23 protein-coding genes are annotated in these 25,088 nt (G+C 64.8%); 13 read left to right on the forward strand and 10 right to left on the reverse strand.

Going from position 1 to position 25,088, the window contains the following annotated elements:
• Window positions 1–60 precede the first annotated feature (60 nt).
• From VPH40_RS24750 to VPH40_RS24760, 3 genes are read right to left on the reverse strand one after another with little or no spacing between them, the layout of a single operon-like run.
• On the reverse strand, window positions 61–1,599 hold the full coding sequence (locus tag VPH40_RS24750) for a class I adenylate-forming enzyme family protein (RefSeq protein ID WP_328574781.1): 1,539 nt from the start codon (window positions 1,597–1,599) through the stop codon (window positions 61–63).
• Window positions 1,600–1,610: 11 nt separating this feature from the next.
• Complete coding sequence (locus VPH40_RS24755; RefSeq protein ID WP_328574782.1) at window positions 1,611–2,765, reverse strand: acyl-CoA dehydrogenase family protein; 1,155 nt, start codon at window positions 2,763–2,765, stop codon at window positions 1,611–1,613.
• Window positions 2,766–2,804: 39 nt separating this feature from the next.
• A complete protein-coding gene (locus VPH40_RS24760) occupies window positions 2,805–3,629 on the reverse strand; it encodes an IclR family transcriptional regulator (RefSeq protein WP_099664531.1) in 825 nt (274 codons plus the stop codon).
• A 277-nt stretch (window positions 3,630–3,906) separates the two neighbouring features.
• On the opposite strand from VPH40_RS24760, the gene VPH40_RS24765 reads away from it, so the two are divergent.
• Together VPH40_RS24765 and VPH40_RS24770 are read left to right on the forward strand one after the other, a co-directional pair.
• Entirely contained in the window at window positions 3,907–5,913 is a 2,007-nt protein-coding gene (locus VPH40_RS24765; RefSeq protein ID WP_328574783.1) for a TonB-dependent receptor plug domain-containing protein, read from the forward strand.
• Window positions 5,914–5,943: 30 nt separating this feature from the next.
• On the forward strand, window positions 5,944–6,480 hold the full coding sequence (locus tag VPH40_RS24770; protein WP_305061508.1) for a molybdopterin-dependent oxidoreductase: 537 nt from the start codon (window positions 5,944–5,946) through the stop codon (window positions 6,478–6,480).
• Window positions 6,481–6,531: 51 nt separating this feature from the next.
• On the opposite strand, the gene VPH40_RS24775 is transcribed toward VPH40_RS24770, so the two are convergent.
• The 3 genes from VPH40_RS24775 to VPH40_RS24785 are packed head-to-tail and all read right to left on the reverse strand — an operon-like array spanning window position 6,532 to window position 9,413.
• Window positions 6,532–7,461, reverse strand: coding sequence for an alpha/beta hydrolase (locus tag VPH40_RS24775; RefSeq protein WP_328574784.1), 930 nt, complete (start codon window positions 7,459–7,461; stop codon window positions 6,532–6,534).
• A complete protein-coding gene (locus VPH40_RS24780) occupies window positions 7,458–8,324 on the reverse strand; it encodes an alpha/beta fold hydrolase (protein WP_077402718.1) in 867 nt (288 codons plus the stop codon). Before VPH40_RS24780 ends, VPH40_RS24775 begins: the two co-directional genes overlap by 4 nt.
• Window positions 8,325–8,351: 27 nt before the next feature.
• Window positions 8,352–9,413, reverse strand: coding sequence for a sugar phosphate isomerase/epimerase family protein (locus VPH40_RS24785; RefSeq protein ID WP_328574785.1), 1,062 nt, complete (start codon window positions 9,411–9,413; stop codon window positions 8,352–8,354).
• 139 nt (window positions 9,414–9,552) lie between these two features.
• On the opposite strand from VPH40_RS24785, the gene VPH40_RS24790 reads away from it, so the two are divergent.
• Window positions 9,553–10,152, forward strand: a complete 600-nt coding sequence (locus tag VPH40_RS24790) for a TetR/AcrR family transcriptional regulator (protein WP_328574786.1) — start codon at window positions 9,553–9,555, stop codon at window positions 10,150–10,152.
• 37 nt (window positions 10,153–10,189) lie between these two features.
• Here the strand turns inward: VPH40_RS24790 and VPH40_RS24795 are convergent, their stop codons facing one another.
• Window positions 10,190–10,561, reverse strand: a complete 372-nt coding sequence (locus VPH40_RS24795) for a flagellar basal body protein (RefSeq protein ID WP_251351204.1) — start codon at window positions 10,559–10,561, stop codon at window positions 10,190–10,192.
• A 168-nt stretch (window positions 10,562–10,729) separates the two neighbouring features.
• On the opposite strand from VPH40_RS24795, the gene VPH40_RS24800 reads away from it, so the two are divergent.
• From VPH40_RS24800 to VPH40_RS24820, 5 genes are all read left to right on the forward strand, one after another.
• A complete protein-coding gene (locus VPH40_RS24800) occupies window positions 10,730–11,917 on the forward strand; it encodes a dienelactone hydrolase family protein (protein WP_328574787.1) in 1,188 nt (395 codons plus the stop codon).
• Between the two features lie 111 nt (window positions 11,918–12,028).
• The gene (locus VPH40_RS24805; RefSeq protein WP_328574788.1) at window positions 12,029–13,534 is read left to right on the forward strand and encodes an NYN domain-containing protein; all 1,506 of its coding nucleotides are present in this window, start codon (window positions 12,029–12,031) and stop codon (window positions 13,532–13,534) included.
• 136 nt (window positions 13,535–13,670) lie between these two features.
• The gene (gene trhA, locus VPH40_RS24810) at window positions 13,671–14,288 is read left to right on the forward strand and encodes a PAQR family membrane homeostasis protein TrhA (RefSeq protein ID WP_289898971.1); all 618 of its coding nucleotides are present in this window, start codon (window positions 13,671–13,673) and stop codon (window positions 14,286–14,288) included.
• Between the two features lie 91 nt (window positions 14,289–14,379).
• Entirely contained in the window at window positions 14,380–15,261 is an 882-nt protein-coding gene (locus VPH40_RS24815; RefSeq protein WP_099664521.1) for a LysR family transcriptional regulator, read from the forward strand.
• A gap of 9 nt (window positions 15,262–15,270) precedes the next feature.
• On the forward strand, window positions 15,271–15,519 hold the full coding sequence (locus VPH40_RS24820) for a hypothetical protein (protein ID WP_099664520.1): 249 nt from the start codon (window positions 15,271–15,273) through the stop codon (window positions 15,517–15,519).
• On the opposite strand, the gene VPH40_RS24825 is transcribed toward VPH40_RS24820, so the two are convergent.
• A complete protein-coding gene (locus VPH40_RS24825; RefSeq protein WP_328574789.1) occupies window positions 15,509–18,388 on the reverse strand; it encodes a bifunctional diguanylate cyclase/phosphodiesterase in 2,880 nt (959 codons plus the stop codon). The genes VPH40_RS24820 and VPH40_RS24825 overlap by 11 nt on opposite strands.
• A gap of 154 nt (window positions 18,389–18,542) precedes the next feature.
• Complete coding sequence (locus VPH40_RS24830) at window positions 18,543–19,313, reverse strand: transferase spermidine synthase (protein WP_328574790.1); 771 nt, start codon at window positions 19,311–19,313, stop codon at window positions 18,543–18,545.
• A 154-nt stretch (window positions 19,314–19,467) separates the two neighbouring features.
• On the opposite strand from VPH40_RS24830, the gene VPH40_RS24835 reads away from it, so the two are divergent.
• Window positions 19,468–19,743, forward strand: coding sequence for a hypothetical protein (locus tag VPH40_RS24835; RefSeq protein WP_034757372.1), 276 nt, complete (start codon window positions 19,468–19,470; stop codon window positions 19,741–19,743).
• A 37-nt stretch (window positions 19,744–19,780) separates the two neighbouring features.
• Window positions 19,781–20,932, forward strand: a complete 1,152-nt coding sequence (locus VPH40_RS24840) for a GGDEF domain-containing protein (RefSeq protein WP_251351212.1) — start codon at window positions 19,781–19,783, stop codon at window positions 20,930–20,932.
• A gap of 6 nt (window positions 20,933–20,938) precedes the next feature.
• Here VPH40_RS24840 and VPH40_RS24845 read toward each other — a convergent pair whose 3' ends face one another.
• Complete coding sequence (locus VPH40_RS24845; protein ID WP_328574791.1) at window positions 20,939–21,268, reverse strand: hypothetical protein; 330 nt, start codon at window positions 21,266–21,268, stop codon at window positions 20,939–20,941.
• Between the two features lie 295 nt (window positions 21,269–21,563).
• Between VPH40_RS24845 and VPH40_RS24850 the strand changes: the two genes are divergently transcribed.
• The 3 genes from VPH40_RS24850 to VPH40_RS24860 all read left to right on the forward strand — a co-directional run bounded on the left by VPH40_RS24850 (window position 21,564) and on the right by VPH40_RS24860 (window position 25,066).
• A complete protein-coding gene (locus VPH40_RS24850; protein ID WP_099664517.1) occupies window positions 21,564–22,646 on the forward strand; it encodes a calcium:proton antiporter in 1,083 nt (360 codons plus the stop codon).
• 164 nt (window positions 22,647–22,810) lie between these two features.
• Window positions 22,811–24,268 (forward strand): Ppx/GppA phosphatase family protein, encoded by a 1,458-nt coding sequence (locus VPH40_RS24855; RefSeq protein WP_070259030.1) that lies wholly within the window; start codon window positions 22,811–22,813, stop codon window positions 24,266–24,268.
• Between the two features lie 93 nt (window positions 24,269–24,361).
• On the forward strand, window positions 24,362–25,066 hold the full coding sequence (locus VPH40_RS24860) for a hypothetical protein (protein ID WP_328574792.1): 705 nt from the start codon (window positions 24,362–24,364) through the stop codon (window positions 25,064–25,066).
• Window positions 25,067–25,088: the final 22 nt, after the last annotated feature.

Raw genomic sequence — 25,088 nt, forward strand, 5'->3', positions numbered from 1 at the left:
CGTGTCTCCTCCGGTGATGTGGCTTGGTTTTATTGTCGGTTCTGGTAATACATGGTCAACTTATCGTGCATTCTGCGCCATTTGCCGCAGCTGCCCCTTTAAAATCTTGCCCGTGGCGGCGGCCGGCAGCGCGTCCATGACGATGATGGCGGACGGGCATTTGTACGGCGACAGGGTCTGCGCCAGCCAGGCCTGCAATTGTGCCACGCTGGCGGGCTGGCGCGGGTCCAGCTCCACGTAGGCGATGACGTCCTCGTTGCCATCGGCCACGGTGCGTCCCACCACGGCCGACTGCACCACGGACGGGTGGGCGTTCAGGGCCGTTTCCACTTCCAGCGGATACACATTGAAGCCGGAGCGGATGATCAGCTCCTTGGTGCGGCCGACGATGAAGAGGGCGCCGTCGGGATCCTGGCGCGCCATGTCGCCCGTATTGAGCCAGCCGCCATCGCGCATGGTGGCCGCCGTCATGGCCGGTTCGCGGTAATAGCCGGCCATGACGTTCGGCCCGCGTATCCACAATTCGCCCGGCTCGCCCGGCGCCACATCAAGGCCGTCGACGCTCACCACGCGCACCTCCACGCCCGGTATCGGCGTGCCGACGGAGTCGTCGCGGCGCGGCGCTTCCAGGCGCGTCTGGCTGATGGTGGGCGCGCTTTCCGTCATGCCATAGCCATTGTGCAGCGCGGTGCCCAGCAGCTTTTCCACCTCGTGCTTGAGCGACGGCGCCAGCGGCGAACCGCCCGCATACGCGAAGCGCAGCTTCGTCGGCAGCGGGGTATCGGCGCCGCCCAGGGTTTGCAGCAGTTTCGCGTACATGGCGGGCACGCCCTGCACGATGGTCAAGCCGTCGTCCTTCAGGGCCGAGAGCAGGCCATCGACGGAAAAGCGCGGCACCAGGTACAGGGCGGCGCCCGCATACAGGGTGCCGAGGGCCACCGAGGCCAGGCCGTACACGTGCGAAATCGGCAGCACGCCGTAGGCGCGGTCGGTGCTGCTCAATCCCCGCAGGGTGCTGGACACGGCGGCGATGAACAGCAGGTTGCGGTGCGTGAGCATCACGCCTTTCGACTGCCCTGTGGTGCCCGTCGTGTAGATCAGCGCGGCCACCTGTTCATTGCCGGGGACCGTGTCTTCGACGATAGTAGCCTCGTTCAAGTCGCCGACCAGCAGCTCGCCCATGCCGTCGACCGTGGCGCTGGCCGCGCCCAGACGTGCCGCATGCGCGGCCGCTTCCGGCGAGGCGCCGGCCAGGAACAGCACGCGCCGCGCGGAACTGTGCGTGGCGATGGTATCGATCTCGCGCGCCGACAGCCGCGCGTTGACGTTGACGATCCACGCGTCGATGCTGGCCGCCGCGAAGATCAGCGCCACCTGCAGCGCGCCGTTTTCTCCCACCACCATCAGACGGTCGCCGGCGCGCACGTCCAGCTGGCGCAGCAGCCGAGCGGCATCTTCCACACTGTGCTGCAGCTGCGCATAGGTCCAGCTGCGGCCAGCTTCATGCAGCGCGGGCGCGTCCGGCGCACGTGCCGCCCAGTGGGCGGGGATGGCCGACAGGCGCGCCGGCAAGCCGGCCAGCAGGGCGGGAATATCCATGGCGGCCTCCTTCACTTTTGCGCTGCCTTGATCATGTTGCGGGCGATGACGATCTGCTGGATCTGCGTCGTGCCTTCATAGATGCGGAACAGGCGCACGTCGCGGTAGAAGCGCTCGGCCGCGTATTCGCTGATATAGCCGGCGCCGCCGTGGATCTGCACGGAGCGGTCGGCCACGCGGCCGCACATTTCGGAGGCGAACAGCTTGCAGCACGACGCTTCCGTCGAAATGTCTTCCTTGTTGTCGCGGCGGTGCGCCGCGTCGAGCACCATGCTGCGCGCCGCGTAGATTTCCGCCTTGCTGTCGGCCAGCATGGCCTGGATCAGCTGGAATTCGGCGATGGGCTGGCCGAACTGCTGGCGCTCCATCGCATACGCGAGGGCGTCGGTCAGCATGCGTTCGGCCGCGCCCACGCAGACGGCGGCGATATGCAGCCGGCCCTTGTCGAGCACTTTCATGGCCGTCTTGAAGCCCACGCCTTCCTTGCCGCCGATGAGGTTTGCCGCCGGGACGCGGCAGTTCTCGAAGATCACGTCGCAGGTATGCGCGCCTTGCTGGCCCATCTTTTTATCGATTTTTCCCAGCGAGAGGCCGGGCGTGTCCTTTTCCACGATGAAGGCGGAAATGGCCGATGCGCCCCGCTTGACGGGGTCGGTGCGGGCCATGACGGTAAAAATGCTCGCTTCGGGCGCGTTGGTGATATAGCGCTTGCTGCCGTTGAGGATATAGAAGTCGCCGTCGCGCACGGCCGTCGTGCGCAGGGACGCGGCGTCGGAACCTGACCCCGCTTCCGTCAAAGCGAACGAGCCGATGATGTCGCCGGCCGCCAGCTTGGGCAGATAGTATTGTTTCTGTGCTTCCGTACCGTCGATGACGATGCCTTGCGAGCCGATGCCGTTGTTCGTGCCGATCAGCGAGCGGAAGGCGGGCGAGGTGCGGGCGATTTCAAACGCGACCCGGACTTCTTCTTCCATGCTCAGTTCCAGGCCGCCGTAGGCTTCCGGGATCGACAGGCCGAACAGGCCCAGTTCGCGCATCTGCGCCACGATGGCGGGCGGGATGGTGTCCGTTTCGGCCACCAGCGCCTCGTTCGGCACCAGCACTTCGCGCACGAAACGGGCGATGCTGTCGAGCAGGATGTTCAGGGTTTCTTCGTCGCGTATCATCGGGGTCCTCGGTACTGTAATTAAGAGGGGGCGCGCAGTCTAACCGCGGCCCAGGTTTTTTTCCACTGTCTTGACCAGGGCGACCAGGCGCGGTCCCAGGTCGGACTCGAGTTTTTCACGCGACAGCAAAAAGGCGGGGCCGCCGCAATTGAAGGCCATCACCTGTTCGCCGTCGGCACCCAGCATGGGCACGCCCACGGCATGCACGTCGTTCTGCCATTCGCCGGCCGAGATGCAAAAGCCCCGGTCCTGGTAATCCTTGAAGCCTTGTTCGATGCCGGCCTTGATGCGCGGCCAGCGTTCCGTCTCGTGCACCCTGGCGTGATCCATCAGGTAGTCGCGTTCGGCCTGCGGCAGGATGCATAGCAGGGCCTTGCCCATGGCGGTCGTCATCAGGGGGATGCGCGAACCGACGTCGAGGCGCAGGGTGACGTTGGCGCTGCTGCGGCACGTTTCCACGTACACCATGCTGAGGCGGTCGCGCGTGCCCAGCGAGACGGACGCTTGCGCATGTTCGGCCAGTTCTTCCATCAGCGGGCGCGCCATCTTGCGCACGTCGAGGTTCGACAGCATGCGGTAACCGAGGGCCAGCACGCCGGCGCCCAGCTGGTACTTGCCCAGGCTGTCCGAGTAATTCAGGTAGCCCAGTTTGGTGAGGGTATAGGTGAGGCGTGAAATCGTCGGTTTCGGGATGCCCGTGCGCTTGGCCATGTCCGCATTCGACAGGAACACTTCGCCGGGACGGAAGCAGCGCAGCACTTCCAGCCCGCGCGCCAGCGCGTTGACGAACTGGCGGTCCTTGCCTTCCTCGTCATCGCTGAAGACGATGAGTTCCGGATCTGCTGCGGTCTGAATATTTGTCATATTTGCATTCATTTTCAGGCTCCCTGGAAATCAGTTTGCCTAGCCAAATTGGACGTGTCAACCGTTTTGTGAAACATTCGTTCGCACAGCGAAATGCTGCGGTGCATGAAAAAAGCGTGAAAAATTGACCTGCGCGCGTGCTTTTGGTCTTGTCGCTTGAGCATCGCTATATACGTCTGTATATTGCGCTGTTGGGTGACGGCCACCGCATGCGTGGCCGCTTTTTTGAGTATCGCTATATAAGACGATATATAACGAGAGTGGAAAGATCGAAACGATGTTGAAACAGGTAATGGCAGGCGCCGTGATGCTGGCGCTGGCGCAGATGGCACAGATGGCGCAGGCGCAGCAAACGGCGGGCAACGATGGCGTGGATGCGGCGGCGCCGTTCGTGCTGGGCACGGTGACGGTGATCGGCCAGCGCGAGCAGGCAGGCCAAATGGAACAGCAGGTGGGCGCGCAAGTGAGCCGCGCCGAGATGCGCCGCTTTAACCGCGACAATGTGGGTGACGCATTGAATCTGCTGTCCGGCGTGTCGCTGTCGACCAATTCGCGCAATGAAAAAACCGTCGCCATCCGCGGCTTCGATGCGCGCCAGGTGCCACTGTACATCGACGGCATTCCCGTCTACGTGCCGTACGACGGCTATGTCGATTTCAACCGCTTCACCACCAGCGACCTGGCCGCCATCCAGGTGGCCAAGGGCTACAGTTCCGTGGCGTATGGTGCCAATACCCTGGGCGGCGCTATCAACCTGGTGTCGCGCAAGCCGTCCGCGCGGATGGAAGGCGATACGTCCATCGGTTTCGGCTCGGGCAGCGAGCGCCAGGTGTCGGCCAACGTGGGCACCAACCAGGGCCTGTGGTATCTTCAGGCGGGCGTGTCGTATATCGACAGCGACGGTTTTCCCATGTCGTCGGACTTCCGCCCCACGGCCACGGAAGACGGCGGCATGCGCAACAATTCCTACCGCAAGGATCATAAACTGTCGTTCAAGGTGGGCTACACGCCCGATGGCGCGCAGGCGGGCGACGAGTATGCATTGAGCTACTACAAGCAGCATGGTGAAAAGGGCCAGCCGCCATCGACCAATCCCGTGGGCGCGCGCTACTGGCAATGGCCGTACTGGAACAAGGAAAGCGTGTACTTCGTCTCGCAGACGCGCCTGGGCGACGCCGAGCGCCTGAAACTGCGCCTGTACCACGACAGCTACGACAATGAAATCACCTCCTACACGAACGGCAGCTACGCGACCCTGAAAACCAGCGGCCAGGGCAGCGTCAGCGGCGGGCGCAGCATCTATAACGACCGTACAAATGGCGGCGCGGTGGAACTCGAATCGTTCCGCTTGGCCGCGCACAGCCTGCGTTTTGTGGTCAGCTACAAGGCCGACGAACACCAGGAACTCGACGCAAAAGGCGTGCGCACCACCTGGTACAAGGATGCCTTGTGGACCCTGGGCGCGGAAGACAGCATCGCCCTCGATGCGGCGACGGAACTGTCGCTGGGCGTCTCGCGCAATGAACTGCGCCCGGACACTGTCTACAGCGCCGGCAATGCCTACACCTTGCCAGCCAATCAATCGGCCACGGACCTGCAGGCTGGCTTGTTCCGCAAGGTCGGTCTTGATGCGCGCGTGTACGCCACCGTGGCGCGCAAGTCGCGCCTGCCGACCCTGAAGGACCGCTACTCGCAGCGCCTGGGCACGTATATCGAAAACCCGGCCCTGCGCGCGGAAGAGGCGATGAATTATGAGCTGGGATATCAAGGAAACGTGCAGGGCGCCAAGGTGGAAGCGGCGCTGTTCTACAGCGACGTGAAGGACAAGATCCAGAGCGTGGCGAATGTCTCGGGCGTGCGCTCGCAGATGCGCAACGCGGGCAGGGCGCACATCAGCGGCGTGGAACTTGGCTTGCGCGGCAGCGCCGGCGCCTGGCTGGATTTCGGCGGCAATTACACCTACACGGACATGAGGAACGTCAGCGACCGCGCCACGCGCCTGACGGACGTGCCGCGCCACAAGCTGACGGCGCACGCCGTGCTGCACGCGGCGCGCCAGGTGGACGTGGTGGCCATCGCCGAATCGAACAGCGGACGCTGGGTGTCGAACACCCTGGAACTCGGCGGCTTTACGACCGTGAACCTGAAGGCTGTGTACCGTCCCTTGCCGGCCTTGACCCTGGAAGCGGGCGTGGCGAACCTGGGCGACCGCAATTACGCGCTGGCCGACGGTTTTCCCAGCGCTGGACGCACCTGGCTGGCCAATGCGCAGTACCAATTCTGATTTTTTGAATGTTTCATGAAAGGACACAGCATGTTGAAGACAATACTGACAAGCCTCGTTTCGGCGGCGCTGCTGGCGGCGGTGCCCGCGTGGGCAGACCCGGCGCCGGCACGCGACAATATGAGCCACGCGCTGACCGTGACGGGCGTGGTGGAAACGCCCTTGACCCTGAAGGTGGCCGACCTGCGCCAGCTGCCGCCGGCCAACGGCGGGGAAATCGCCGTCACGCGCCATAACGGCGAGAAGGCCGAAACCATCACCAGTTACAAGGGCGTGCGCCTGCGCGATATCCTCGACAAGGCGGTGCTCGATGCGCCGGGCCACAACGACGTCAAGAAGCTTGCCATCATCGCCACGGCCACCGACGGCTATGCCGTGGTGTTTTCCTGGGGCGAGCTGTATAACGCGCCGGCCGGCGAGGGCGTGATCGTCTACTACGAAAAAAACGGCAAGGCGCTCGACGACAACGATGGCGAAATCGCCCTCATTTCGGCAAAGGACATCCGCACGGGACCGCGCCACGTGAAGTGGCTGAACGGCATCGAGGTGCGCAAGCTGGTGGAGTGACGATAAGCTGATGGAAAAAACGCGCCGTGGAGCCATCCCCGGCGCGTTTTTTTATGCCGCCAGCGCTTGCCGCATGGCCTGGCCCGCCACGTCGAACAGGCCGCGCGCCGCTGGCGTCAAGCCCAGCATGTGGATCGACGCATGGATCATGCCGTCGAGCTGCACGCATTGCGCCGCCACGCCGTCGTCGCGCAAATACCGCGCATAGGCCTCACCTTCGTCATGCAGCGGATCGTACTCGCACACCAGCACGGTCGCCGGCGGCAAGTCCTTCAGCGACGTTGCCCGCAGGGGCGCCGCATAGGGCTGCGCGCCTTCAGCCGGCTCGTTCAGATAGGCCGACCAGCAAAAGCGCATGGCTTCCCGCGTCAGCGAATGGCCTTCCGCATAGCGCTGGTAGGACGGCGTGTCGAAGGCGAAATCGAGCGCCGGGTACAGCAGCAGCTGGTGCGCCAGCGCGGGACCGGCCTGGTCGCGCGCCATCAGGGCCGCGGCGGCCGCCAGGTTGCCGCCCGCGCTGTCGCCGCCCACGGCCAGCCGCTTCGCATCGATGCCCAGCGCTTCGGCATGGTCCGCCACCCAGCAGACTGCCCTGTAAAAGTCGTCGAGCGGCACGGGGAATTTGTGCTCGGGCGCCAGCCGGTAGTCGACGGAAAAGATCACGCAGCCGGTGGCGTTGGCCAGTGCGCGGCACGGATTGTCGTACAGGTCCAGCGAGCACAGACACCAGCCGCCCCCATGCGCAAAGACGATGGCCGGCAGGGGCTTGCTTGTGTCCGCGCCGGCGGGCACGTAGGCGCGCACGGTCAGCGCGTGCTCGCCAGGCAGCACGTAATCCTTGATCGAGGCGACGTCTTCCAGCGGCCCGTGCAACTGGCGCAGCCCCGTTTCCGTGGCGGCCCGCAAGTCCGCCAGCGAGGCGGGCGGCGGCGCATCCCTTGTCTGTTCCAGCCAGGCGGCGATCAGAGGATCGAGGCTCATGCGGCTTCTCCGGCCAGGAACGGCAGCAGGTGGGCGATGAAGGCTTCCGGCTGTTCTTCCATGATGAAGTGGCCGCATTCGGCGACGATGGCGCCTTTCAAGATGTCCGCCTTGCCCTGCATGGTCAGCAATGGCGCGTCATTCGTCGCATGGTCGGCGCCGATGGCCAGCACGGGCATGGCCAGGCTCTTTTTCGCACGCTCCAGGTTTTGCCGGATGGTTTCCGGAATGGCGCGGTAGTAGGCGAAGCCGGCGCGCAGGGCGCCCGGCGTGGCATAGGCGTCCGCATACACGTCGACGGCCACCTTGTCGCGGCGGTACGACCAGCGGTCCAGGATGAAGCGGATGTATTCGCGCTCCTTGCCGGCCGTGAGCATCTCCGGCAAGTCCAGCACCTGGTTGAACATGAAGTGCCACAGGAAGATGTTGTCGGACGGCGCGACAAAAATCGGCGGCGCCGGCGCCAGGCCCGGGATCACGGCTTCCGTCAGCGCCAGTTTCGTCACGGCCTGCGGGAAGTCGCTGGCCAGCGCATAGCCGACCCACATGCCGATGTCGTGGCCGACGACATCGTACTGCGCATGGCCCAGGGCCAGCATGGCGCGGTGCAGGGTGGCGGCAACGGCGCCCGTGTCGTAGCCGCCGGCCGGACGTTCCGAGTGGCCGCTGCCGGGCGGATCGATGGCGATCGCCTGGTAGCCCTGGGCGGCCAGCGCCGCCATCACGTGGCGCCAGGCGTACCAGGTTTGCGGCCAGCCGGGGATCAGCAGCACGGGTTTGCCTTCGCCGGCGATGACGCAATGCAGGCGCTGGCCGTCGATGCGCACGTAGTCGTGGGTGTAGCTGTCTTCATTCTGATGCATGGCAAGTCCTTGTATTGATTCAGTTAATTAGTTGTGCGTGATGCCAAGCAGGGTATTGATCTGCTGCGCGCTGACGGGGGCGCCGGCGAAGTCGTCGAAGATCTTGTCGGTCACGGGAATGATGTGGGCGTTGATGAAGGCTACGCCTTCACGCGCACCCACTTCCTGGTCCTTCAGGCAGCATTCCCATTCCAGCGTGGCCCAGCCCGCGTAGTTGTTCTGCGCCATCTTCGAGAAGATGGCCTTGAAATCGACCTGGCCGTCGCCCAGCGAGCGGAAGCGTCCGGCGCGGTTTTCCCACGACTGGTAGCCGCCGTAGATGCCTTGCCGTCCCGTCGGATTGAATTCCGCGTCCTTCACATGGAACATGCGGATATGGTCCTTGTAGATGTCGATGAATTCCAGGTAGTTCAACTGCTGCAGCACGAAGTGGCTCGGATCGAACAGCATCTTGCAGCGCGGGTGACGGCCCACGCGCTCGTAGAACATCTCGAAGCTGATGCCGTCATGCAGGTCTTCGCTCGGGTGGATTTCGTAGCACAGGTTGATGCCCTGTTCTTCGCACACGTCGAGGATGGGCAGCCAGCGGCGCGCCAGTTCGTCGAAGGCCGCCTCGATCAGGCCGGGTGGGCGCTGCGGGAACGGGAACAGGTAGGGCCAGGCGAACGAGCCGGAGAACGTGCCCATGTCGGTCAGGCCCAGGCGCTTCGAGGCCACGGCCGCCAGTTTCACTTGCTCGATGGCCCACTCGGTGCGCGCCGCCGGCTGGCCGTGCAGGTGCGCCGGCGCAAAGCTGTCGCACAGCGCGTCGTAGGCCGGGTGCACGGCGACCAGCTGGCCGAGGATGTGCGTCGTCAGTTCGCTGATGACCAGGCCATGGCTGGCCAGCATGGCGACGAGGTCGTCGCAGTATTGCTGGCTGTGGGCTGCTTGCGCCACGTCGAACAGGCGTGCATCCCAGGCGGGGATCTGCAGGGCCTTGAAGCCCATGCCGGCCGCCCACTCGGCGATGGCGGGCAGGGTGTTGAAGGGCGCCGTATCGGCGGCGAATTGTGCCAGGTGCAGGCTTGGTCCTTGGATGGTTTTCATATCGGCTCCTATTGTTTGTCGATCGACAAAGAATAGGCGAAATTTTCTGCGCGGTCAAGGCCGTGATGCAAAATAAATGCGGAATCGGTGTGGCTTGCAAGCGTTATACTGGCCGCCAGTTTGCAAGCAAAGGATGAAAATGGCAGGAAGACCGAGGGAATTTGACCGCGCGCTGGCGCTGGCAAAAGCGCGCGACGCGTTCTGGACGCGCGGCTATGAAGGCGTATCGATGGCCGACCTGGTGGCGGCGCTGGGCATCGCCTCGGCGCGCATCTATGCGGCGTTCGGCTCGAAGGAGCAGTTGTTCCGCGAAGCCGTGGAACTGTATGAAACGGGCGAGGGCGCATTCGCCGTGCATGCGCTGGCGGCCAGCCTGAATGTGCGCGACGCCGTGGCGCGCATGCTGGAAGAAGCCGTGCTGCTATATACGCGCAGCGGCCAGCCGCAGGGCTGCATGGTGGTCACGGCCGCCACGAATACGAGCGCGGACAACGCGGGAATCTCCGACTGGCTGGCGCAGCACCGCCGCGCGCGCACGCAGGCCGTCATCGAGCGCCTGCGCGCGGCGCAGCTGGCGGGAGAATTGAAAGAGGAGGCGGACGTGCAGGCGCTGGGCGACTACTATGCGGCGTTGTTGCATGGCTTGTCGGTGCAGGCGCGCGACGGCATTCCCGCCGAACGGCTGCTGGCGCTGATTCAACCGGCGATGGCGCCCTTGGCGCTGGAAATGAAAAATTAGACTATCTTGCCGATAGTCACCGTGGATGTTTGCTGCTTCAGGTCTTGACGTCGATCAGGCTGCCCAAAGCCTGGTCGGCCGCCTTGACGACATTCGCCGACAAATTAAAACCGGCCTTGTAGACGAGGTTATCCGTCAGTTCTGACGCCAGGCCGACGCCGTTCGGCCGGCTTTCGGCCGCCTTGGCCGCATTCGCATTGGCGCCGCTGACGCTTTCGCCGGCGGCCAGCTTGCGCCCTTCGACGGAGAGGGTGACGCCCGTGCCGGCAGGGCTGGACTCCTGGAACTCGGCTTGTTGCGGCTGGAAGCCGGGCGTATTCGCATTGGCGATGTTGTTGGCGGCCACATCCAGCGCGCGCTGGTTGGCGGTCAGCCCCGAGGTACCGGTGGTGAGGGCGGATATGGACATGGCAACTCCTTCAGAAGGCTCCTAGTTTACTCCCATGCGGGCGCTATGTGGTTGGTGCAAGGCAACATTTTTCCGCGCCGTCGATGACTGCAAAAAAAGTTACCCATCCATAATGTTTTAATATTGTCCTGCGCCCTTTCACTGCCTAGACTGGCTGGGAAATCTCGCATGGAGCCTGCCATTTCTCCCCTCGTACGCCGCCTTTGCCTGGCTTTGCTGCTCAGCTGGCCTTGCCTGACCCTGCAAGCTCAGCCTGCTTCTGCCTTACTGCCGCTCGATGCGCGCTTGAACGAGCAAATCATCATGGTGCCGGCCGGCGACGGCTTGCGCGAGACATTGGAGACGACGGTGTTCCGTCCCGCCGGCCCCGGCCCGTTTCCCCTGTTGCTGATGAATCACGGCAAGCAGGCCGGGCCGGCGAAACTGCAGGCGCGCGAGCGCTTCATCTATATGGCCACCGAATTCGTGCGCCGTGGCTATGCGGTGATGCTGCCCATGCGCGCCGGCTTTGCCCGTTCCACGGGCGCCTACCGCGATTTCGGCTGCGACATGCTGGGCAACGCCCAGGGCCAGGCGCGCGACCTGCTCGTCGCGCTGGCCTATGCGCGCCGCCAGAGCTGGGTCGACCCGGAGCGCGTCGTCGTTGCGGGCCAGTCGTATGGCGGCATGGCGGCGCTGGCGCTGGCCACCCGGGTGCTGCCCGGCGTGCGCGGCGTGCTCAATTTTTCCGGCGGCCTGCGCGTCGACATGCCCGGCTGCGACTGGCAAGGGGCGCTGGCCAAGTCCTTCGCCACCCTGGGCGCCTACAACCACATTCCCAGCCTGTGGCTGTATGGCGCCAACGATTCCTATTTCGGGCCCGCCCTGGCGCGGCGGCTGTTCAATTCCTTTACCGGTTCCGGCGGCCGGGCGCAACTGGTCGCCTATGGCCCGTTCAAGCGCGACGCCCACCTGACCCTGGGCAGCCGCGACGGCGTGGCCGTGTGGCTGCCCGCCACCGAGCGCTTCCTGCAGAAAATCGGCATGCCGGTGCGCCAGGTCTACCGCGTGGCCGATGCGCCGTCGCCGCCCGCCACGCATTTCGCGCCGCAGGACGATATTGCCGCCGTGCCCTACCTGGAAGAGCAGGGGCGCGCCGCCTACCGCGTCTTCCTGGAAAAAACCGCGCCGCGCGCCTTTGCCCTGTCGGCCAGCGGCGCCTGGGGCTGGGCCGAGGAGGGCGAAAGCCCCGATGTGCGCGCGCTGGCCTCGTGCCAGCGGCGCAGCAACCTGCCGTGCCAGCTGTATTCGGTCGATGAAAGCGTCGTTTGGCCGGTCGCCGGCGCCAGCGCGAGCGCCGCTGGCGGCGCACAATAGGCGGCCGCGCACGATAGTTGTCGCCGAAACGGGGGGCGGGCGAATATACTAGGCGAAAAGGGAGGCGTTGCGCTTCCCGTCCGCCCTTATCATCAGCGAGAATTCACCCTTATGGCGTCATCCCCAGAAAACCTCAGCATGGCCGTGTTTTGCGACTTCGAGAACGTCGCGCTCGGCGTGCGAGATGCAAATTACGAAAAATTCGATATCAAGCCCATCCTTGAACGCTTGCTGCTGAAGGGCAGCATCGTTGTCAAGAAGGCATATTGCGACTGGGACCGTTATAAAAGTTTCAAGGGCACCATGCATGAGGCGAACTTCGAGCTGATCGAAATTCCCCATGTGCGCCAGTCCGGCAAGAATTCGGCCGACATCCGCCTGGTGGTCGATGCGCTGGACCTGTGCTACACCAAGGCCCACGTGAATACCTTCGTCATCATCAGCGGCGATTCCGACTTTTCGCCGCTCGTGTCGAAACTGCGCGAAAACGCCAAGCAGGTGATCGGCGTGGGCGTCAAGCAGTCGACTTCCGACCTGCTGGTGGCCAACTGCGACGAATTCATTTTCTACGATGACCTGGTGCGCGAAAGCCGCCGCACGGCCGCCAAGCGCGACGCGCGCGAAACCCCGGCCGCCAAGCGTTCGCCCGACGAAGAAGTGCGCCGCAAGGAAAAGTACGAATCGCGCAAGACGGAAGCGATCGAAATGGCCGTCGAGACCTTCGACGCGCTGGTGTCCGAGCGTGGCGACAGCGGCAAGATCTGGGCCTCCATGCTGAAGGAAGCGATCAAGCGCCGCAAGCCCGATTTCAGCGAGTCGTATTACGGCTTCCGCACCTTCGGCAACTTGCTGGAAGAAGCGCAGACGCGCGGCTTGCTGGAATTTGGCCGCGATGAAAAATCGGGCGCCTATGTCTACCGCAGCAGCGGCCTGGTGGCCGTGCCGGCCGCCGTGAACGCGGATACAGCCAACGAGGCCGGCGGCGAGACCGGCGTGACGGCGGAAGAGGGCAATCACCGCGAAGGCGGCAGCCGCCGCGATTCGCGCCGCAATGGCCGTGGCGGCCGCAAGCAGAACGAGCAACGCCGCGGCGAGTCCGCGCCACAGGCCTTCGTGCCGGTGGCCGACGCCGAAGCCGTCGTCATCGAGCAGTATGCACCGGCGCCGCAGCCGGAAGTGCAGCACGAAGTGGCCGAAGCCGCCGCCGAAGTGGTGGCCGAGGTGGTTGCAGACGAGGGCAACGCCAAGCGCGGTTCGCGCCGCAATGGCCGCGGTGGCCGCAAGAATGGCGATGGCGCCCGCGAAGCGCGCGCCGAAGTTGTCGCCGTCGAGGTGGCGCCGGTGGCGGAAGCCGTGCCTGCGCCTGAGCCGGTAGCCGAAGTGCCGGTGGAAGCCGCCGCCGAAGCCAAGCCGAAGGCCAAGCCGCGCACGCCGGCCCGCAAGGCGGCTGCGGCGAAGAAACCGGCCAAGAAGGCGGCAGAAGCTGTGGTGGAAGCTGCGCCTGTCGTTGAAGCGGCGCCGGTGGAAGTGGCTGCCGTGGCGGAAGACAAGCCGGCCAAGGCGCCGCGTAAGACGCCGGCGCGCCGTCCCGCGCGCAAGAAGGCGGAAGCTGCCTGATAGCCTGAGCGGCAACAAGCGGGGCGGCAATCGCATGCGCCCCCGCTTTTCCGGTCCCTGCCTTGCGCAAACCGCGCACCCCGATCTCCCCAAGCGTGTACGATGAGCCTGTTTTTAACGCGGCGGGCGGTCAAGCATGTATTACGGTGAACGGTTCAACAGCATTTCCCATACGGTGGGCGCCGCGCTGGCGGCCATCGGCGGCGTCATCCTGATCGTCGCGGCGGCCCGCACGGGCGATCCCTGGAAAATCGTCAGCTGCAGCGTGTATGCGGCCATGCTGCTCACGCTCTACCTCACTTCCACCCTGTACCACAGCGTGCGCGGCAAGGCCAAGGCCATGCTGCAGCGGCTCGACCACTGCGCCATCTACCTGCTCATCGCGGGCACCTACACGCCCTTCATGCTGGTGACCCTGCGCGGGCCGTGGGGCTGGTCCCTGTTCGGCGTCGTCTGGGGCCTGGCCTTGCTGGGCATCGTGCAGGAATACGTGTACGCGAAAGGCGCGCGCATCCTGTCGCTGGTGATTTACGTGGCCATGGGCTGGCTGATCGTCATCGGCATCAAGCCGCTGCTGGCGGCGCTCGAGTGGAACGGTTTCCTGTGGCTGGTGGCAGGCGGGCTGTGCTATACGGGCGGCATCGCTTTCTATGCCACCGACCACAAGCTGCGCCATGGCCACGGCATCTGGCACCTGTTCGTGCTGGCCGGCAGTAGCTGTCATTTTATCGCCATTTTGTTCTACGTTGCCTGACGTTATCCCTTGCCATCACTGTTGCCATGATTCCATTATAATGGCGCGATATGTGAAAATAGCGCAACAATGTGGCAATAATAAGGCAACAATGGATATCAATTCGGACGACCTGAAAATCTTCGTCACCGTCATCGACAGCGGCACCCTGAGCGCGGCCGCCGTGCACCTGGGACAAACCACTTCGGGCGTCAGCCGCGCCCTGTCGCGCCTGGAAGACAAGCTGGCCACCTCGCTGCTGACGCGCACCACGCGGCGCATGGAGCTGACGGAAGAGGGGCAGCTGTTCCTGGACAAGGCGCGCGCCATCCTCGCGTCGATGGAAGACGTGGAAGAGTCGATCCGCATCCGCCGCCAGAAGCCGGCCGGGCGACTGTCCGTCGATGCCGCCTCGCCCTTCATGCTCCATTGCGTGGTGCCCCACGTGGCGGAGTTTCGCGCCATGTACCCGGACATCCGCCTGGAGCTGACCAGCAACGACCAGATCGCCGACCTGCTCGAACACCGCACCGATATCGCCATCCGCATCGGCGCCCTGGTCGATTCGACCCTGCATGCGCGCCCGCTCAGTGCCAGCCCGCTGCACGTGCTGGCCACGCCCGCCTACCTGGCGCGTCACGGCGAACCCGCTACGCCGGAAGCGCTGTCCGGCCATGCGCTGCTGGGTTTTGCGCAATATGAGCTGGGGAATAACTGGCCGCTGCGCCACGAAGCGGGCAACAGCCTGCAGATCGTGCCGGCGCTGGCCGCGTCCAGCGGCGAAACCCTGCGCCAGCTGGCGTTGCACGACCAGGGCATCGTCTGCCTGTCCGACTTCATGACGAAGGATGACATCGCTGCCGGCCGGCTGGTGCGGGTGCTGCAGCCGTTTTACACGGGCTACCGCCAGCAGATCCACGCCGTCTACTACCGCAACACGCAGCTGGCGCAGCGCATCAGCTGCTTCCTCGAATTCCTGCAACAGAAACTGTAAGGCCCGGACATGAGCGCACATGGCATGCAATGCCCCACCTGCGACGAATATGGCGACCTGGTGCACGCCACGGTCCGCAAGACGGGCCAGCAGGTGATCGTCTGCACGGAATGCGATTTCGTGTGGCCGCATCCGGAGCAGGACATTGATCCGGCGCATGCCACGGATGTGGCTTCCCTGCTGGCGCAATCCGGCCTGGACGACGACTGGGACGAGCTCGAACTCGGGGCAAGGGTGCCGCCGTCGCCTACAGCATGACGTGCGATTCTTCCGCCCGCAGCAGGGCTTCCACCTCATGGGCGGGCAGCGGCCGGCTGAAATAATAGCCCTGTGCCTCGTCGCAGCCATGGCGGCGCAGGTAATCGAGCTGCTCCGCCGTTTCCACGCCTTCGGCCACCACGCGCAGCTTCAAATTGTGCGCCAGGGCGATGATGGAGACGACGATGGCCGCGTCGTCCGCGTCGCGCGCCACGTCGCCGACGAAACTGCGGTCGATCTTCAGCACGTCGATGGGGAAGGTGCGCAGGTAGGCGAAGCTGGAATAGCCGGTGCCGAAGTCGTCGATCGACAGCTGCACCCCCAGCGCCTTCATGTCGTGCAGCTGGCTGACGGCCAGCGCCACGTCGTGCATGAACAGGCTTTCCGTCAGTTCCAGTTCCAGGCAGGCGGGCGGCAAGCCCGTTTCCAGCAGGACGTCGGCGATCGACGCGACCAGGTTCGGCTCGTTGAACTGGCGCGCCGACAGGTTCACGGCCAGGCGCAAGGTGTCCAGTCCCGCCGCATGCCAGCGTTTCACCTGCGCGCACGCTTCGCGCATGACCCAGGCGCCGATCGGCACGATCAGGCCCGTATCCTCCGCCAGCGCGATGAAGCGCTGCGGCGCCACCATGCCCAGGTCCGGATGCTGCCAGCGCAGCAGCGCTTCCACGCCGACGATGCGCCCGCTGGCCAGGTCCACCTGCGGCTGGTAATGCAGCACGAACTGCTCGCGTTCCAGGGCGTTGCGCAGCGCTGTCTCGATGCGCAGGCGCTCCAGGGTGGCCTGGTTCATGGCCGTCGTGTAGAACTTGATGTTGTTGCGGCCCTGTTTCTTGGCGCAGTACATGGCGATGTCGGCCTGCTCGATCAGGTTCTGCGTCTCGCCATTCAGGGTCACGTCGCCGGGCGCGTCGTAGCGCGACATGTCGTAGACGGCCACGCCGATGCTGCAGGTGACGAAGAATTCCTTGCCATCCAATAGCACCGGCTGCGCCACGGCATCCATCACGCGCTGCACGATGGCGCCGCTGAGCACTTCGTCGGCCTGCTCGCACAGGATGGCGACGAATTCATCGCCCGACAGGCGCGCCACCGTGTCGCTTTCGCGCAGACTGGACTGCAAGCGCGTGGCGATGGTTTTCAGCAGCAGGTCGCCCGCCTTGTGACCAAGGCTGTCGTTGACGAACTTGAACCGGTCCAGGTCGATCAACAGCACCCATAATGCGCGGTTCTTGCGGCGCGACAGGGCCATCGCTTGCGCCAGGCGGTCGCGCAGCAGGGCGCGGTTGGGCAAGCCTGTCAGCACGTCGTGGTGGGCGATGTGCTGGATTTGCTGCTCGGCCAGCTTGCGTTCCGTGATTTCGGACCCCGTGCCCCGGTAGCCGCGAAAGTCGCCCAGCTCGTTGAACAGCGGCTCGCCATTGATGCTGAACCAGCGCAGCTGGCCATCGCGGTCGTGCATCGCATATTCGAGGTTGGAAAAGGGCAGGTGGGCTTCCAGGTTGGCGATATGCTGCTTGCCCCAGCGCGAATTGCGCATTTCCGGGTTGTTGTCCCAGCGCGTCATGCCGATGAAGCGTTCCAGCGGCATGTTCGACTTGTCCGTGAAACCGCTGGTGATGTGGGTGAAGCAGAAGTTGGCGTCCTGTTCCCAGTACCAGTCCGAAGACAGGGCCAGCAGACGGCGGAAGCGCTTTTCGCTTTCCTGCAAGGCGCGCTCCGTGCGCTGGCGCGCCCGCACGTCGGCGCTGAGCAGCTCATTGCTGCGTTTCAGGTCGGCCGTGCGCTGCTCCACCAGCAATTGCACGCGGCGCGAGCGCTGCGTCAGCGATTGCACGAAGGCGGCCGTCAGTACGCTGAACAGCAAACCCGTGATCAGGGTGAACAGGGAGCCCAGATGGTCGGCCAGGAAGGGGCGCGGATGGGCCACCACGCGCACATGCCAGGGCCGGCCGGCGGAAACGAAGGCCCGGTCGTAATGGCTGTGGTAGGCAAAGTGCAGCCAGCGGGGCAGCGACTCCCAGGCGCCGCCCGGTTCGTCGGCAGGCGCCTGGCCATGCCGGAAGATCAATTGGCGCGGGTCGGCGCCGGCGTCCGCGTAGACGCTGAGCTCAAGCTGCGAGTCGCCCAGCAGGTCGGCGCCGGCGAGGATTTTCTGCACCAGTTCTCCGGCGCGCACGATGACCGCCGTATCGCCGATCAGCGCCGCGCGCCGCTGCTGTATCGTTTGCAGGGGCACGCCGTGGCGGTACACGGGGCGCACGATGACGAAGCCCCGTTGCGGCCCTTGCGCCAGGGCCAGCAGGCCGGTGGCGGTGGTCTGGCCGCTGACGATCGCCTGTTCCAGCGCGCGCGCCAGCACGCCGCTCGGGCTGACGTTCAGGCCGAAGGCGGGGCGGTTGCCCTGCAGGGGTTCGAGGTAGTCGACCACCAGGTAGCTGGCGCGCGTCGTCGCAGGCACGACGACGCCGTCGCGCATTTCCGTCATGGCGTAGTCGGGCACGATGCGCCGCAGCTCCGTCTCGAAGGCGGAGCGCTGCGCATGCGGCACGATGCGGTGGAAATTGAAGGCCTGGATGAACGGGTGGCGTTGCAGCAGCGGCGTGGTGAAGTCGTGGAACTGTTCCCGGGTGACGGGCACGACGGCGGCAAACAGCTGGTTTGTTGTCGTCAGCACCTCGACCGCATCGTCGAGTCCCTGCTCGATGGCGGCCACCCTGGCGCCGGCGCGCTGCTGCAGGCTCAGGCCCATCTTGTCGTATTCGAGCTGGCTGATGGCGGCAAACAGCACGGCCGTCACGCTGACGCCGCAGGCAAAGGTCAGCGCGGCCGCGGCGGAAATCGACAATGGCAGGCGGCCACGCAGCATGGTTTTTCCTATCTCACTTCATGGACACTTGGGTTCGGCGGCGCCTGCCGGCCCCACGCAGGCGGTAGTTTGTCATAAACCACATCCATCATGCGGATTTTGCACCAAATTACTGCTAATAAGCAACAATATCTATGACCGGGGAAGACGACTTTCAGTCGCTGCCCGCGCCTGACCGGCGGCGCAGGCGCCACAACTGCCATGCCGGCAGCCAGCGGTTCAGGAACGCCAGGCCGGCTATCCGCCGCCAGCGCACCAGGCGCACCACGCGCACGGCGCGGCCGTCGGCGCCTTGCCCGGGTTTGGCGGCGAAGACGATGCGGTTATTGCCGGCGATGCCGTCGAAGTGGCACACGGCGCCACGGAAGGTGAGCATCAGGCGCGCCAGCATGGCGGGGTAGTGTTCGTCATAACTGAACAGGTTGGCCACCAGCACGCCGCCGGGCAGCAGGGCGCGCAGGCAGTCCGCATAGAAGCGCGCGCTGCCCAGTGCCGGCGGCAAGCCCGTTTCGTCATAGCCGTCGAGCAGCAGCACGTCGGCGCAGCCCGGATGCTGGCGGATATAGCTGACGGCGTCCGTCTCGACGATGCGCAGGCGCGCGTCGTCGGGCGGCAGCATGAATTGCTCGCGCAGGGCGATCACGTCGGCGCGCAGTTCCAGCACCGTGATGCGGGTGTCGGGCAGGTGGCGGTGGCAGAATTTCAGCAGCGAACCGCCGCCCAGTCCCACCATCAGGATGTGGCGGGGACGGGGCACGAACAGGGTAAAGCACATCATGGCGCGCGCATAGCGCAGCAGCAGATGGTCGGGGCGCGACAGCAGCATTTCGCTCTGGATCATGCCGGGCTGGAATTCCAGGCGGCGCCGGTCGCCACAGGTATGCACCTGCGGGGCAAGCGGGGTGGTGCTTCTGTTTTCCGGCATGGGACGACTTCGCTGAGTGGACTGGGGGAGATGCTTTGTTGCATTCAGAGAAATCTGATAAGCTCCCGTGAGCATACCCGATTAATCCGCGCCGAGCATGCGTATATCGGCGCGCGGCGGCACGGCCGCGCAGTCGGGCACCATGGAGACAAGCATGTTTTTGGATCACCCCATCATTACGGCGACGAACAGTTTTACGGAGCCCGACCGCATCGAGCGCTTGACGCGCGTGTACGGCTACGCGGCGGCGCTGGCCGACCAGGCCGCCAACGTCGGCTTCATTGAAAAAGTGGCGCAAATCCACGACCACAAGGGCACCCTCATCGTCTTCTGGCACGAGGCGCCCAGCGAGGTGGAAAAACAGTATTTCGTGCAGGCGTGGGCCAGCAAGATCGGCGACGGCAGCACCAATGTCGAACACGAAATCTGACCTGGCCTGCCGCGCCTGCGCGGCGACGGCGTAACCCATGGATATCAAGACCCTGGTACTGGCCCTGGCGCTCGGCAACCTGAGCCTGTGCGCGGCCCTGTTCTTCTTCGAGTATGAGCGCAAGAAGTCGCTCAGCATGTCCACCTGGGCGGTGGCCAAGCAATGCCAGGCCGTGGCCTGGTGCCTGCTGTATTTCCGCGGCGTGCTGCCCGATTTTCTCTCCATCTTGCTGGGCAACAGCCTGCTGTTTGCCGGCATGGCGCTCGATGCGGGCGCACTGTGGCAGGCGGCCGGGCGCAGCGGCTGGCGCCGCACCGTGCTGCCGGCGCTGGGGCTGTCGGTGACGTTGTTCGCCGCCTGCTATCTGTTCGACGTGGCGCCGCTGCTGCGCAGCGCTGGCGGTTCGCTGATCGTGGCCGGCTTTTTCCTCGCCGGCGTGGCGGCCTTGTGCCTGAAATGGCGCGAGGCGAGCATGCTGCGCCGCTTCCTCGTCGTCAGCATGGGTATTTTGTCGCTGCTGATCGCCGCGCGCGGCGTGCTGGCCGCCGCTGTGCCCGGTTTCGATGCGGAATTGATGCAGCTGGCCGGCTTCGGCGCCCTGTACCTGATGATGCTGACGAACGCTTTCGGCTATCTGCTGCTGTCGCGTGAAAAGCTGGGCGGCGAACTGGCGCGCCTGGAAGTGCTCGACGCGGCCACGGGCGTGCCGAACCGGCGCGGCTTTTACCAGGCGCTGGCGCCGTGGATGGCACTGGCGCGCCGGCCCGGCTTGCCGACGGCGCTGGTGGTGCTCAATATCGACCACTTTAAAAGAGTCAACGACAGCTACGGTCATCCGGTGGGTGACGCGGTGCTGAAAACCATCGTCGATACCTGCCGCCAGCAGCTGCGCGACAGCGACCTGATGGGCCGCCTGGGCGGCGCCGAATTCGCCATCCAGCTGCCGCGCACGACCCTGGCCGATGCGCTGATGGTGGCCGAGCGCATCCGCGCCGCCGTCGAAGTGCTGCCCGTCAAGACGGAGCGCGCCGTGCTGCAACTGACGGCCAGCCTGGGCGTGACCACCATCCGTGCCGAAGACAGCACCGTCAGCCTGTTCAAGCGGGCCGACGAGGCGCTGCAGGCGGCCAAGCAGGCGGGCCGCAATCGCGTCGTCGAGGCGCAAGGCGCCAGTACGCTGGACGTGTAAGCCCGCTTACTTCTTGCGCGAGCCGAGCCAGCTGGGTTCCTTGCCGCATTCCTTGGGCAAGAACAAGGCATCGAGGCCGGGATCGCAGCGATGGTCAGGCGCCTTCATCGGTTCGACGGTCAGCCATTCGCTCTTGGGCAGGATCTTTTCTTCGCGTGGTTCCACGGGCGGCGCGGGCGGCAGGCTGTCTTGCCACCTTGACTGTGCGGCAGGCGCGGGCGCGGTGGCCCAGTTCGCGTCGACCTGCGCTGGCGGTGTGTCCGCGTGTGCGGCGGCGCTCAGCAAGCTGCCCGCGAGGATGAACGCACGCATGGCGGCGCTGTTTACGGAAATCATGGTCTGTCCTTGGTCGGTGCCGCGAGGGCGGGCCTTGCATTATGATGCCAGCCGGAAGCAAAAACACAAGAAAATTGCAACGGCATGTTACCAAAGGGACTATAGTTACTGGTAGCAAGCAGGTGCATCACAGCAAGGCGCTCGAACGGTGAGCAAGGCGCGGGGCGCCGCTGCCCGAACGTGTGCATTCCCTAACTTTCATTTAAGCTAAGCAAGTTATGCTATCGAGCGCACGCCAGGCTGCCCTGTGCCGTCCGCACCGCAGTTCCTCTTTTTTACTCTTGCCAGGCCCATAATGAAAATGCTCAAATCCCTGCCTGTATGGCCGCTTGCGGCCCCCGTTGCCGGCTGGCTGTTCCTGTTCGGTTCCACCTTCAATGTCGGCGGCGCCTACCAGATCCTGCTGGTGGCTGGCCTGATCGGCAGCGTGCTGGCCGCCGTGTACCACGCGGAAGTGGTGGCGCACCGCATCGGCGAACCGTATGGCACCCTGGTGCTGGCGCTGGCCGTGACCCTGATCGAGGTGGCGCTGATCGTCTCGCTGATGCTGGCCGGCGGACCGGAAACGACGGGGCTGGCGCGCGATACCGTGTTTGCCGCCATCATGATCATCCTGAACGGCATCGTCGGCATCTGCCTGTTGCTGGGTGCCGGGCGCCACCGCGAGCAGAGCTTCGGCCTGCTGGGCGTGAGCGCTTCGCTGGCCACCCTGGCGGCCATCGCCGTTCTGACCCTGGTGCTGCCGAACTACACATCGAGCGCCGCCGGCCCCTTCTACAATTCCAGCCAGCTGATCTTCATCGCCGTCATTTCCCTGGTCCTGTACGGCACCTTCGTGCTGGTGCAGACGGTGCGCCACCGCGATTACTTCCTGCCCAAGGAAGCCGTCGGCGATGAAGAGGTGCATGCGGCGCCGCCCACGCCCACCGTCGCCTGGGTCAGCGCCGGCGCGCTGCTGGTGTGCCTGGGCGCCGTGGTGTTGCTGGCCAAGTCGCTGGCGCCCGCGCTGGAGACGGCGATTGCCGCCATGGGTGCGCCGAAAACCCTGGTCGGCATCGTCATCGCCGCCATCGTGCTGCTGCCCGAAGGCCTGGCCGCCGTGCGCGCCGCGCGCGCGAATCGCCTGCAAACGAGCTTGAACCTGGCGCTCGGCTCCGCGCTGGCCAGCATCGGCCTGACTATTCCGGCTGTGGTGGTGGTGTCGCTGGCCACGGGCCTGACGATTACCCTGGGTCTCGATATCAAGTCGACGGTGCTGTTGCTGCTGTCGCTGATGGTGGCCACCCTGTCGCTGGGCACGGGCCGCACCACGGTCATGCAGGGTACGGTGCACCTGGTGATTTTCGCCGTTTATTTATTTACCACCATCGTGCCGTAAGCGCCACGGCTGGCCGCCGTTTTGTCACAATCCTGTCACGCCGCTGTCATACGATGAGGGTAGTGTGGTAGGATTTTTAAATCGTTTAAATGATTTATATAGTTTAGTAACTGATTTTGCCAACTTTTTCAGTTGGCACAGTAATGACAAGACAAGAGGCCAGTATGTATGCAGCGGTGGACCTGGGGTCCAACAGTTTTCGTTTACACGTCGGCAAGCATGATGGCGACACGATCCGCGTGGTCAAGAGCGTGCGCGACCCGATACGCCTGGCTGCCGGCCTGGATGCCAATGGCGACCTGACCGAGGCGGCCATGCAGGGCGCGCTGGCCTGCCTGCAGCGCTTTCGCGCCATTCTCGCCGGCTTCGAACTCGATGCCGTGCGCGTGGTGGCCACGTCGGCCATGCGCGTGGCGCGCAACGGCGCCGTCTTCCTGCCGCTGGCCGAGCAAGCCATCGGCCATCCGATCGAGATCATCTCGGGCGAGGAAGAAGGGCGCTTGATCTACATGGGCGTGGCCAATGCGCTGGCCATTCCCGGCGAACGCCGGCTGGTGATGGATATCGGCGGCGGCTCGACCGAACTGATACTGGGACGCGGCAACGATATCGAGCGCGTCGAGTCCTTCAGCCTGGGCACCGTCAAGCAAAGCCTGTCGTTCTTCATCGGCGGGCGCATCGACGCGCCGTCGTTCGAGGCGGCCATCCTGTCGGCGCGCAGCCATTTCGAGGATGCCGCGCCGCCGTACCGCCCGCAGCACTGGAAGACGGCTTACGGCTCTTCCGGCACCATCCGCACCATCGCTGACATCATCGCCCGCAACAAGCTGGGCGACGGCTTGCTCACGAGCGCCAGCCTCGACGCACTGGCGCGCCGCTTCATCGAGCTCGGTCACACCAGCCGCATCGACATGCCCGGCTTGCGCCCCGACCGCGCCAGCACCATCGTCGGCGGCCTGGCCATCTTGATCGGCCTGTTCCGCGAACTGGCCATTCCCGCCATGACGCCGATCGAGGCGGGTCTGCGCATGGGCGTGATGTGGGATTTGTACCTGCGCTCGACCAAGCGCGACCGCCGCGAACAGTCGGTGCAGGGCTGCATGGAGAAATTCCATATCGACCAGCAGCGCGCCGGCCGGGTGGCCGAGCAGGCGCTGGCCATGTATGCGCAGCTCAAGCCCACGTCCGACGCCCTGGTGAAATCCCTGCGCTGGAGCAGCCTGCTGCACGAAGTGGGCCTGGCCGTGTCGCAGACGGGCTACCACAAGCATGCATCGTATATCGTGGAGAACGCGGATTTGCCCGGTTTTACCACGCGCGAACAGAAGACCATGAGCCGGCTGATCCTGGCGCAGAAGGGCAACTTGCGCAAGATCGGCGAAGTGCTGTCCGACCCCGATTTTGCCAAGGCCGTGCTGGCGCTGCGCCTGTCGATCCTGCTCATGCATGCACGTATCGAAGCCGATTTCAGCGAACTGCGCCTGCGCATGAAGAACCGCATCGAACTCGATATCAAGCGCGGCTGGGTGGCGCACCATCCCACCGTGTCGTTCTGGATCGAGAAGGAGCAGGAATTCTGGGATGAGGTCGGGGTCGATTTTACCATCCGCGCCAGCGCCTAGGAGGTCATGTCGTGCACATGACTTGATGTGCAGCAAGCAAGATTTCAAAAAACAGTATATATTGTTTATATTAATTACTAGATTGGAAAATCCATGACCAAAACCGTCCCAGCGAAAAAAGCCGACAGCGCGCCCGTATCGATGTTCCCTACCAGCGCTTCGATCAATGCGGCAGCGGCCAAGGCCGCCCCGGCTGCCAAGCCCGCCGCTAAACCAGCTGCGAAACCAGCCGCCAAGCCTGTGGCAAAAGCCGCCGTCAAGCCGGCAGTCGCCAAGCCGGCGGCAGCCAAACCAGCGGCGGCCAAGCCAGCCGCGGTCAAGGCGCCAGCCGCCAAGCCGGCAGCGAAGGCCGCCGTTGCCAAGCCTGCGGCCAAAGCCGTCGTCAAAGCCGCCGTCAAACCGGCAGCCAAGCCAGCCGTGAAAGCTGTCGCCAAGCCGGCGGCCAAGCCTGCGGTGAAAACCGTCGCCAAGCCGGCCGCGAAAGCCGCCGCCAAACCGGTAGCCAAGGCGGCCGCCAAGCCTGCGCCAGCGAAAAAAGCGCCGGTCGCCAAGGTCGCCGCCGTCAAGGAAAAAGCCCGCAAGCCGAAACTGGTGCGCGACAGCTTCACCATGCCGGAAGCGGAATACGAAGTCCTGGGCCAGGTCAAGAAAGCCTGCTTGAAGGCCGGTTTCGAGATCAAGAAAAGCGAATTGCTGCGCATCGGCGTGGCGCTGATCAGCCAGATCGACCTGGCGACCCTGCAAAACGTGCTGGCCGGCCTGCCGCAGCTGAAAACGGGGCGCCCGAAGAAGGATTGATGGTGCGGGCAGGGGCCGCCCC

This window comes from Janthinobacterium sp. P210005 (assembly GCF_036231865.1).
GTDB classification, from domain to species: Bacteria; Pseudomonadota; Gammaproteobacteria; order Burkholderiales; family Burkholderiaceae_D; genus Janthinobacterium; species Janthinobacterium kumbetense.

What these genes read in the sequence shown, in the direction of transcription:
- VPH40_RS24750 (WP_328574781.1), bottom strand. Translation starts at nt 1,599, where the DNA reads ATGGATATTCCCGCCCTGCTGGCCGGCTTGCCGGCGCGCCTGTCGGCC.
- VPH40_RS24755 (WP_328574782.1), bottom strand. Translation starts at nt 2,765, where the DNA reads ATGATACGCGACGAAGAAACCCTGAACATCCTGCTCGACAGCATCGCC.
- VPH40_RS24760 (WP_099664531.1), bottom strand. Translation starts at nt 3,629, where the DNA reads ATGACAAATATTCAGACCGCAGCAGATCCGGAACTCATCGTCTTCAGC.
- VPH40_RS24765 (WP_328574783.1), top strand. Translation starts at nt 3,907, where the DNA reads ATGTTGAAACAGGTAATGGCAGGCGCCGTGATGCTGGCGCTGGCGCAG.
- VPH40_RS24770 (WP_305061508.1), top strand. Translation starts at nt 5,944, where the DNA reads ATGTTGAAGACAATACTGACAAGCCTCGTTTCGGCGGCGCTGCTGGCG.
- VPH40_RS24775 (WP_328574784.1), bottom strand. Translation starts at nt 7,461, where the DNA reads ATGAGCCTCGATCCTCTGATCGCCGCCTGGCTGGAACAGACAAGGGAT.
- VPH40_RS24780 (WP_077402718.1), bottom strand. Translation starts at nt 8,324, where the DNA reads ATGCATCAGAATGAAGACAGCTACACCCACGACTACGTGCGCATCGAC.
- VPH40_RS24785 (WP_328574785.1), bottom strand. Translation starts at nt 9,413, where the DNA reads ATGAAAACCATCCAAGGACCAAGCCTGCACCTGGCACAATTCGCCGCC.
- VPH40_RS24790 (WP_328574786.1), top strand. Translation starts at nt 9,553, where the DNA reads ATGGCAGGAAGACCGAGGGAATTTGACCGCGCGCTGGCGCTGGCAAAA.
- VPH40_RS24795 (WP_251351204.1), bottom strand. Translation starts at nt 10,561, where the DNA reads ATGTCCATATCCGCCCTCACCACCGGTACCTCGGGGCTGACCGCCAAC.
- VPH40_RS24800 (WP_328574787.1), top strand. Translation starts at nt 10,730, where the DNA reads ATGGAGCCTGCCATTTCTCCCCTCGTACGCCGCCTTTGCCTGGCTTTG.
- VPH40_RS24805 (WP_328574788.1), top strand. Translation starts at nt 12,029, where the DNA reads ATGGCGTCATCCCCAGAAAACCTCAGCATGGCCGTGTTTTGCGACTTC.
- trhA (WP_289898971.1), top strand. Translation starts at nt 13,671, where the DNA reads ATGTATTACGGTGAACGGTTCAACAGCATTTCCCATACGGTGGGCGCC.
- VPH40_RS24815 (WP_099664521.1), top strand. Translation starts at nt 14,380, where the DNA reads ATGGATATCAATTCGGACGACCTGAAAATCTTCGTCACCGTCATCGAC.
- VPH40_RS24820 (WP_099664520.1), top strand. Translation starts at nt 15,271, where the DNA reads ATGAGCGCACATGGCATGCAATGCCCCACCTGCGACGAATATGGCGAC.
- VPH40_RS24825 (WP_328574789.1), bottom strand. Translation starts at nt 18,388, where the DNA reads ATGCTGCGTGGCCGCCTGCCATTGTCGATTTCCGCCGCGGCCGCGCTG.
- VPH40_RS24830 (WP_328574790.1), bottom strand. Translation starts at nt 19,313, where the DNA reads ATGCCGGAAAACAGAAGCACCACCCCGCTTGCCCCGCAGGTGCATACC.
- VPH40_RS24835 (WP_034757372.1), top strand. Translation starts at nt 19,468, where the DNA reads ATGTTTTTGGATCACCCCATCATTACGGCGACGAACAGTTTTACGGAG.
- VPH40_RS24840 (WP_251351212.1), top strand. Translation starts at nt 19,781, where the DNA reads ATGGATATCAAGACCCTGGTACTGGCCCTGGCGCTCGGCAACCTGAGC.
- VPH40_RS24845 (WP_328574791.1), bottom strand. Translation starts at nt 21,268, where the DNA reads ATGATTTCCGTAAACAGCGCCGCCATGCGTGCGTTCATCCTCGCGGGC.
- VPH40_RS24850 (WP_099664517.1), top strand. Translation starts at nt 21,564, where the DNA reads ATGAAAATGCTCAAATCCCTGCCTGTATGGCCGCTTGCGGCCCCCGTT.
- VPH40_RS24855 (WP_070259030.1), top strand. Translation starts at nt 22,811, where the DNA reads ATGTATGCAGCGGTGGACCTGGGGTCCAACAGTTTTCGTTTACACGTC.
- VPH40_RS24860 (WP_328574792.1), top strand. Translation starts at nt 24,362, where the DNA reads ATGACCAAAACCGTCCCAGCGAAAAAAGCCGACAGCGCGCCCGTATCG.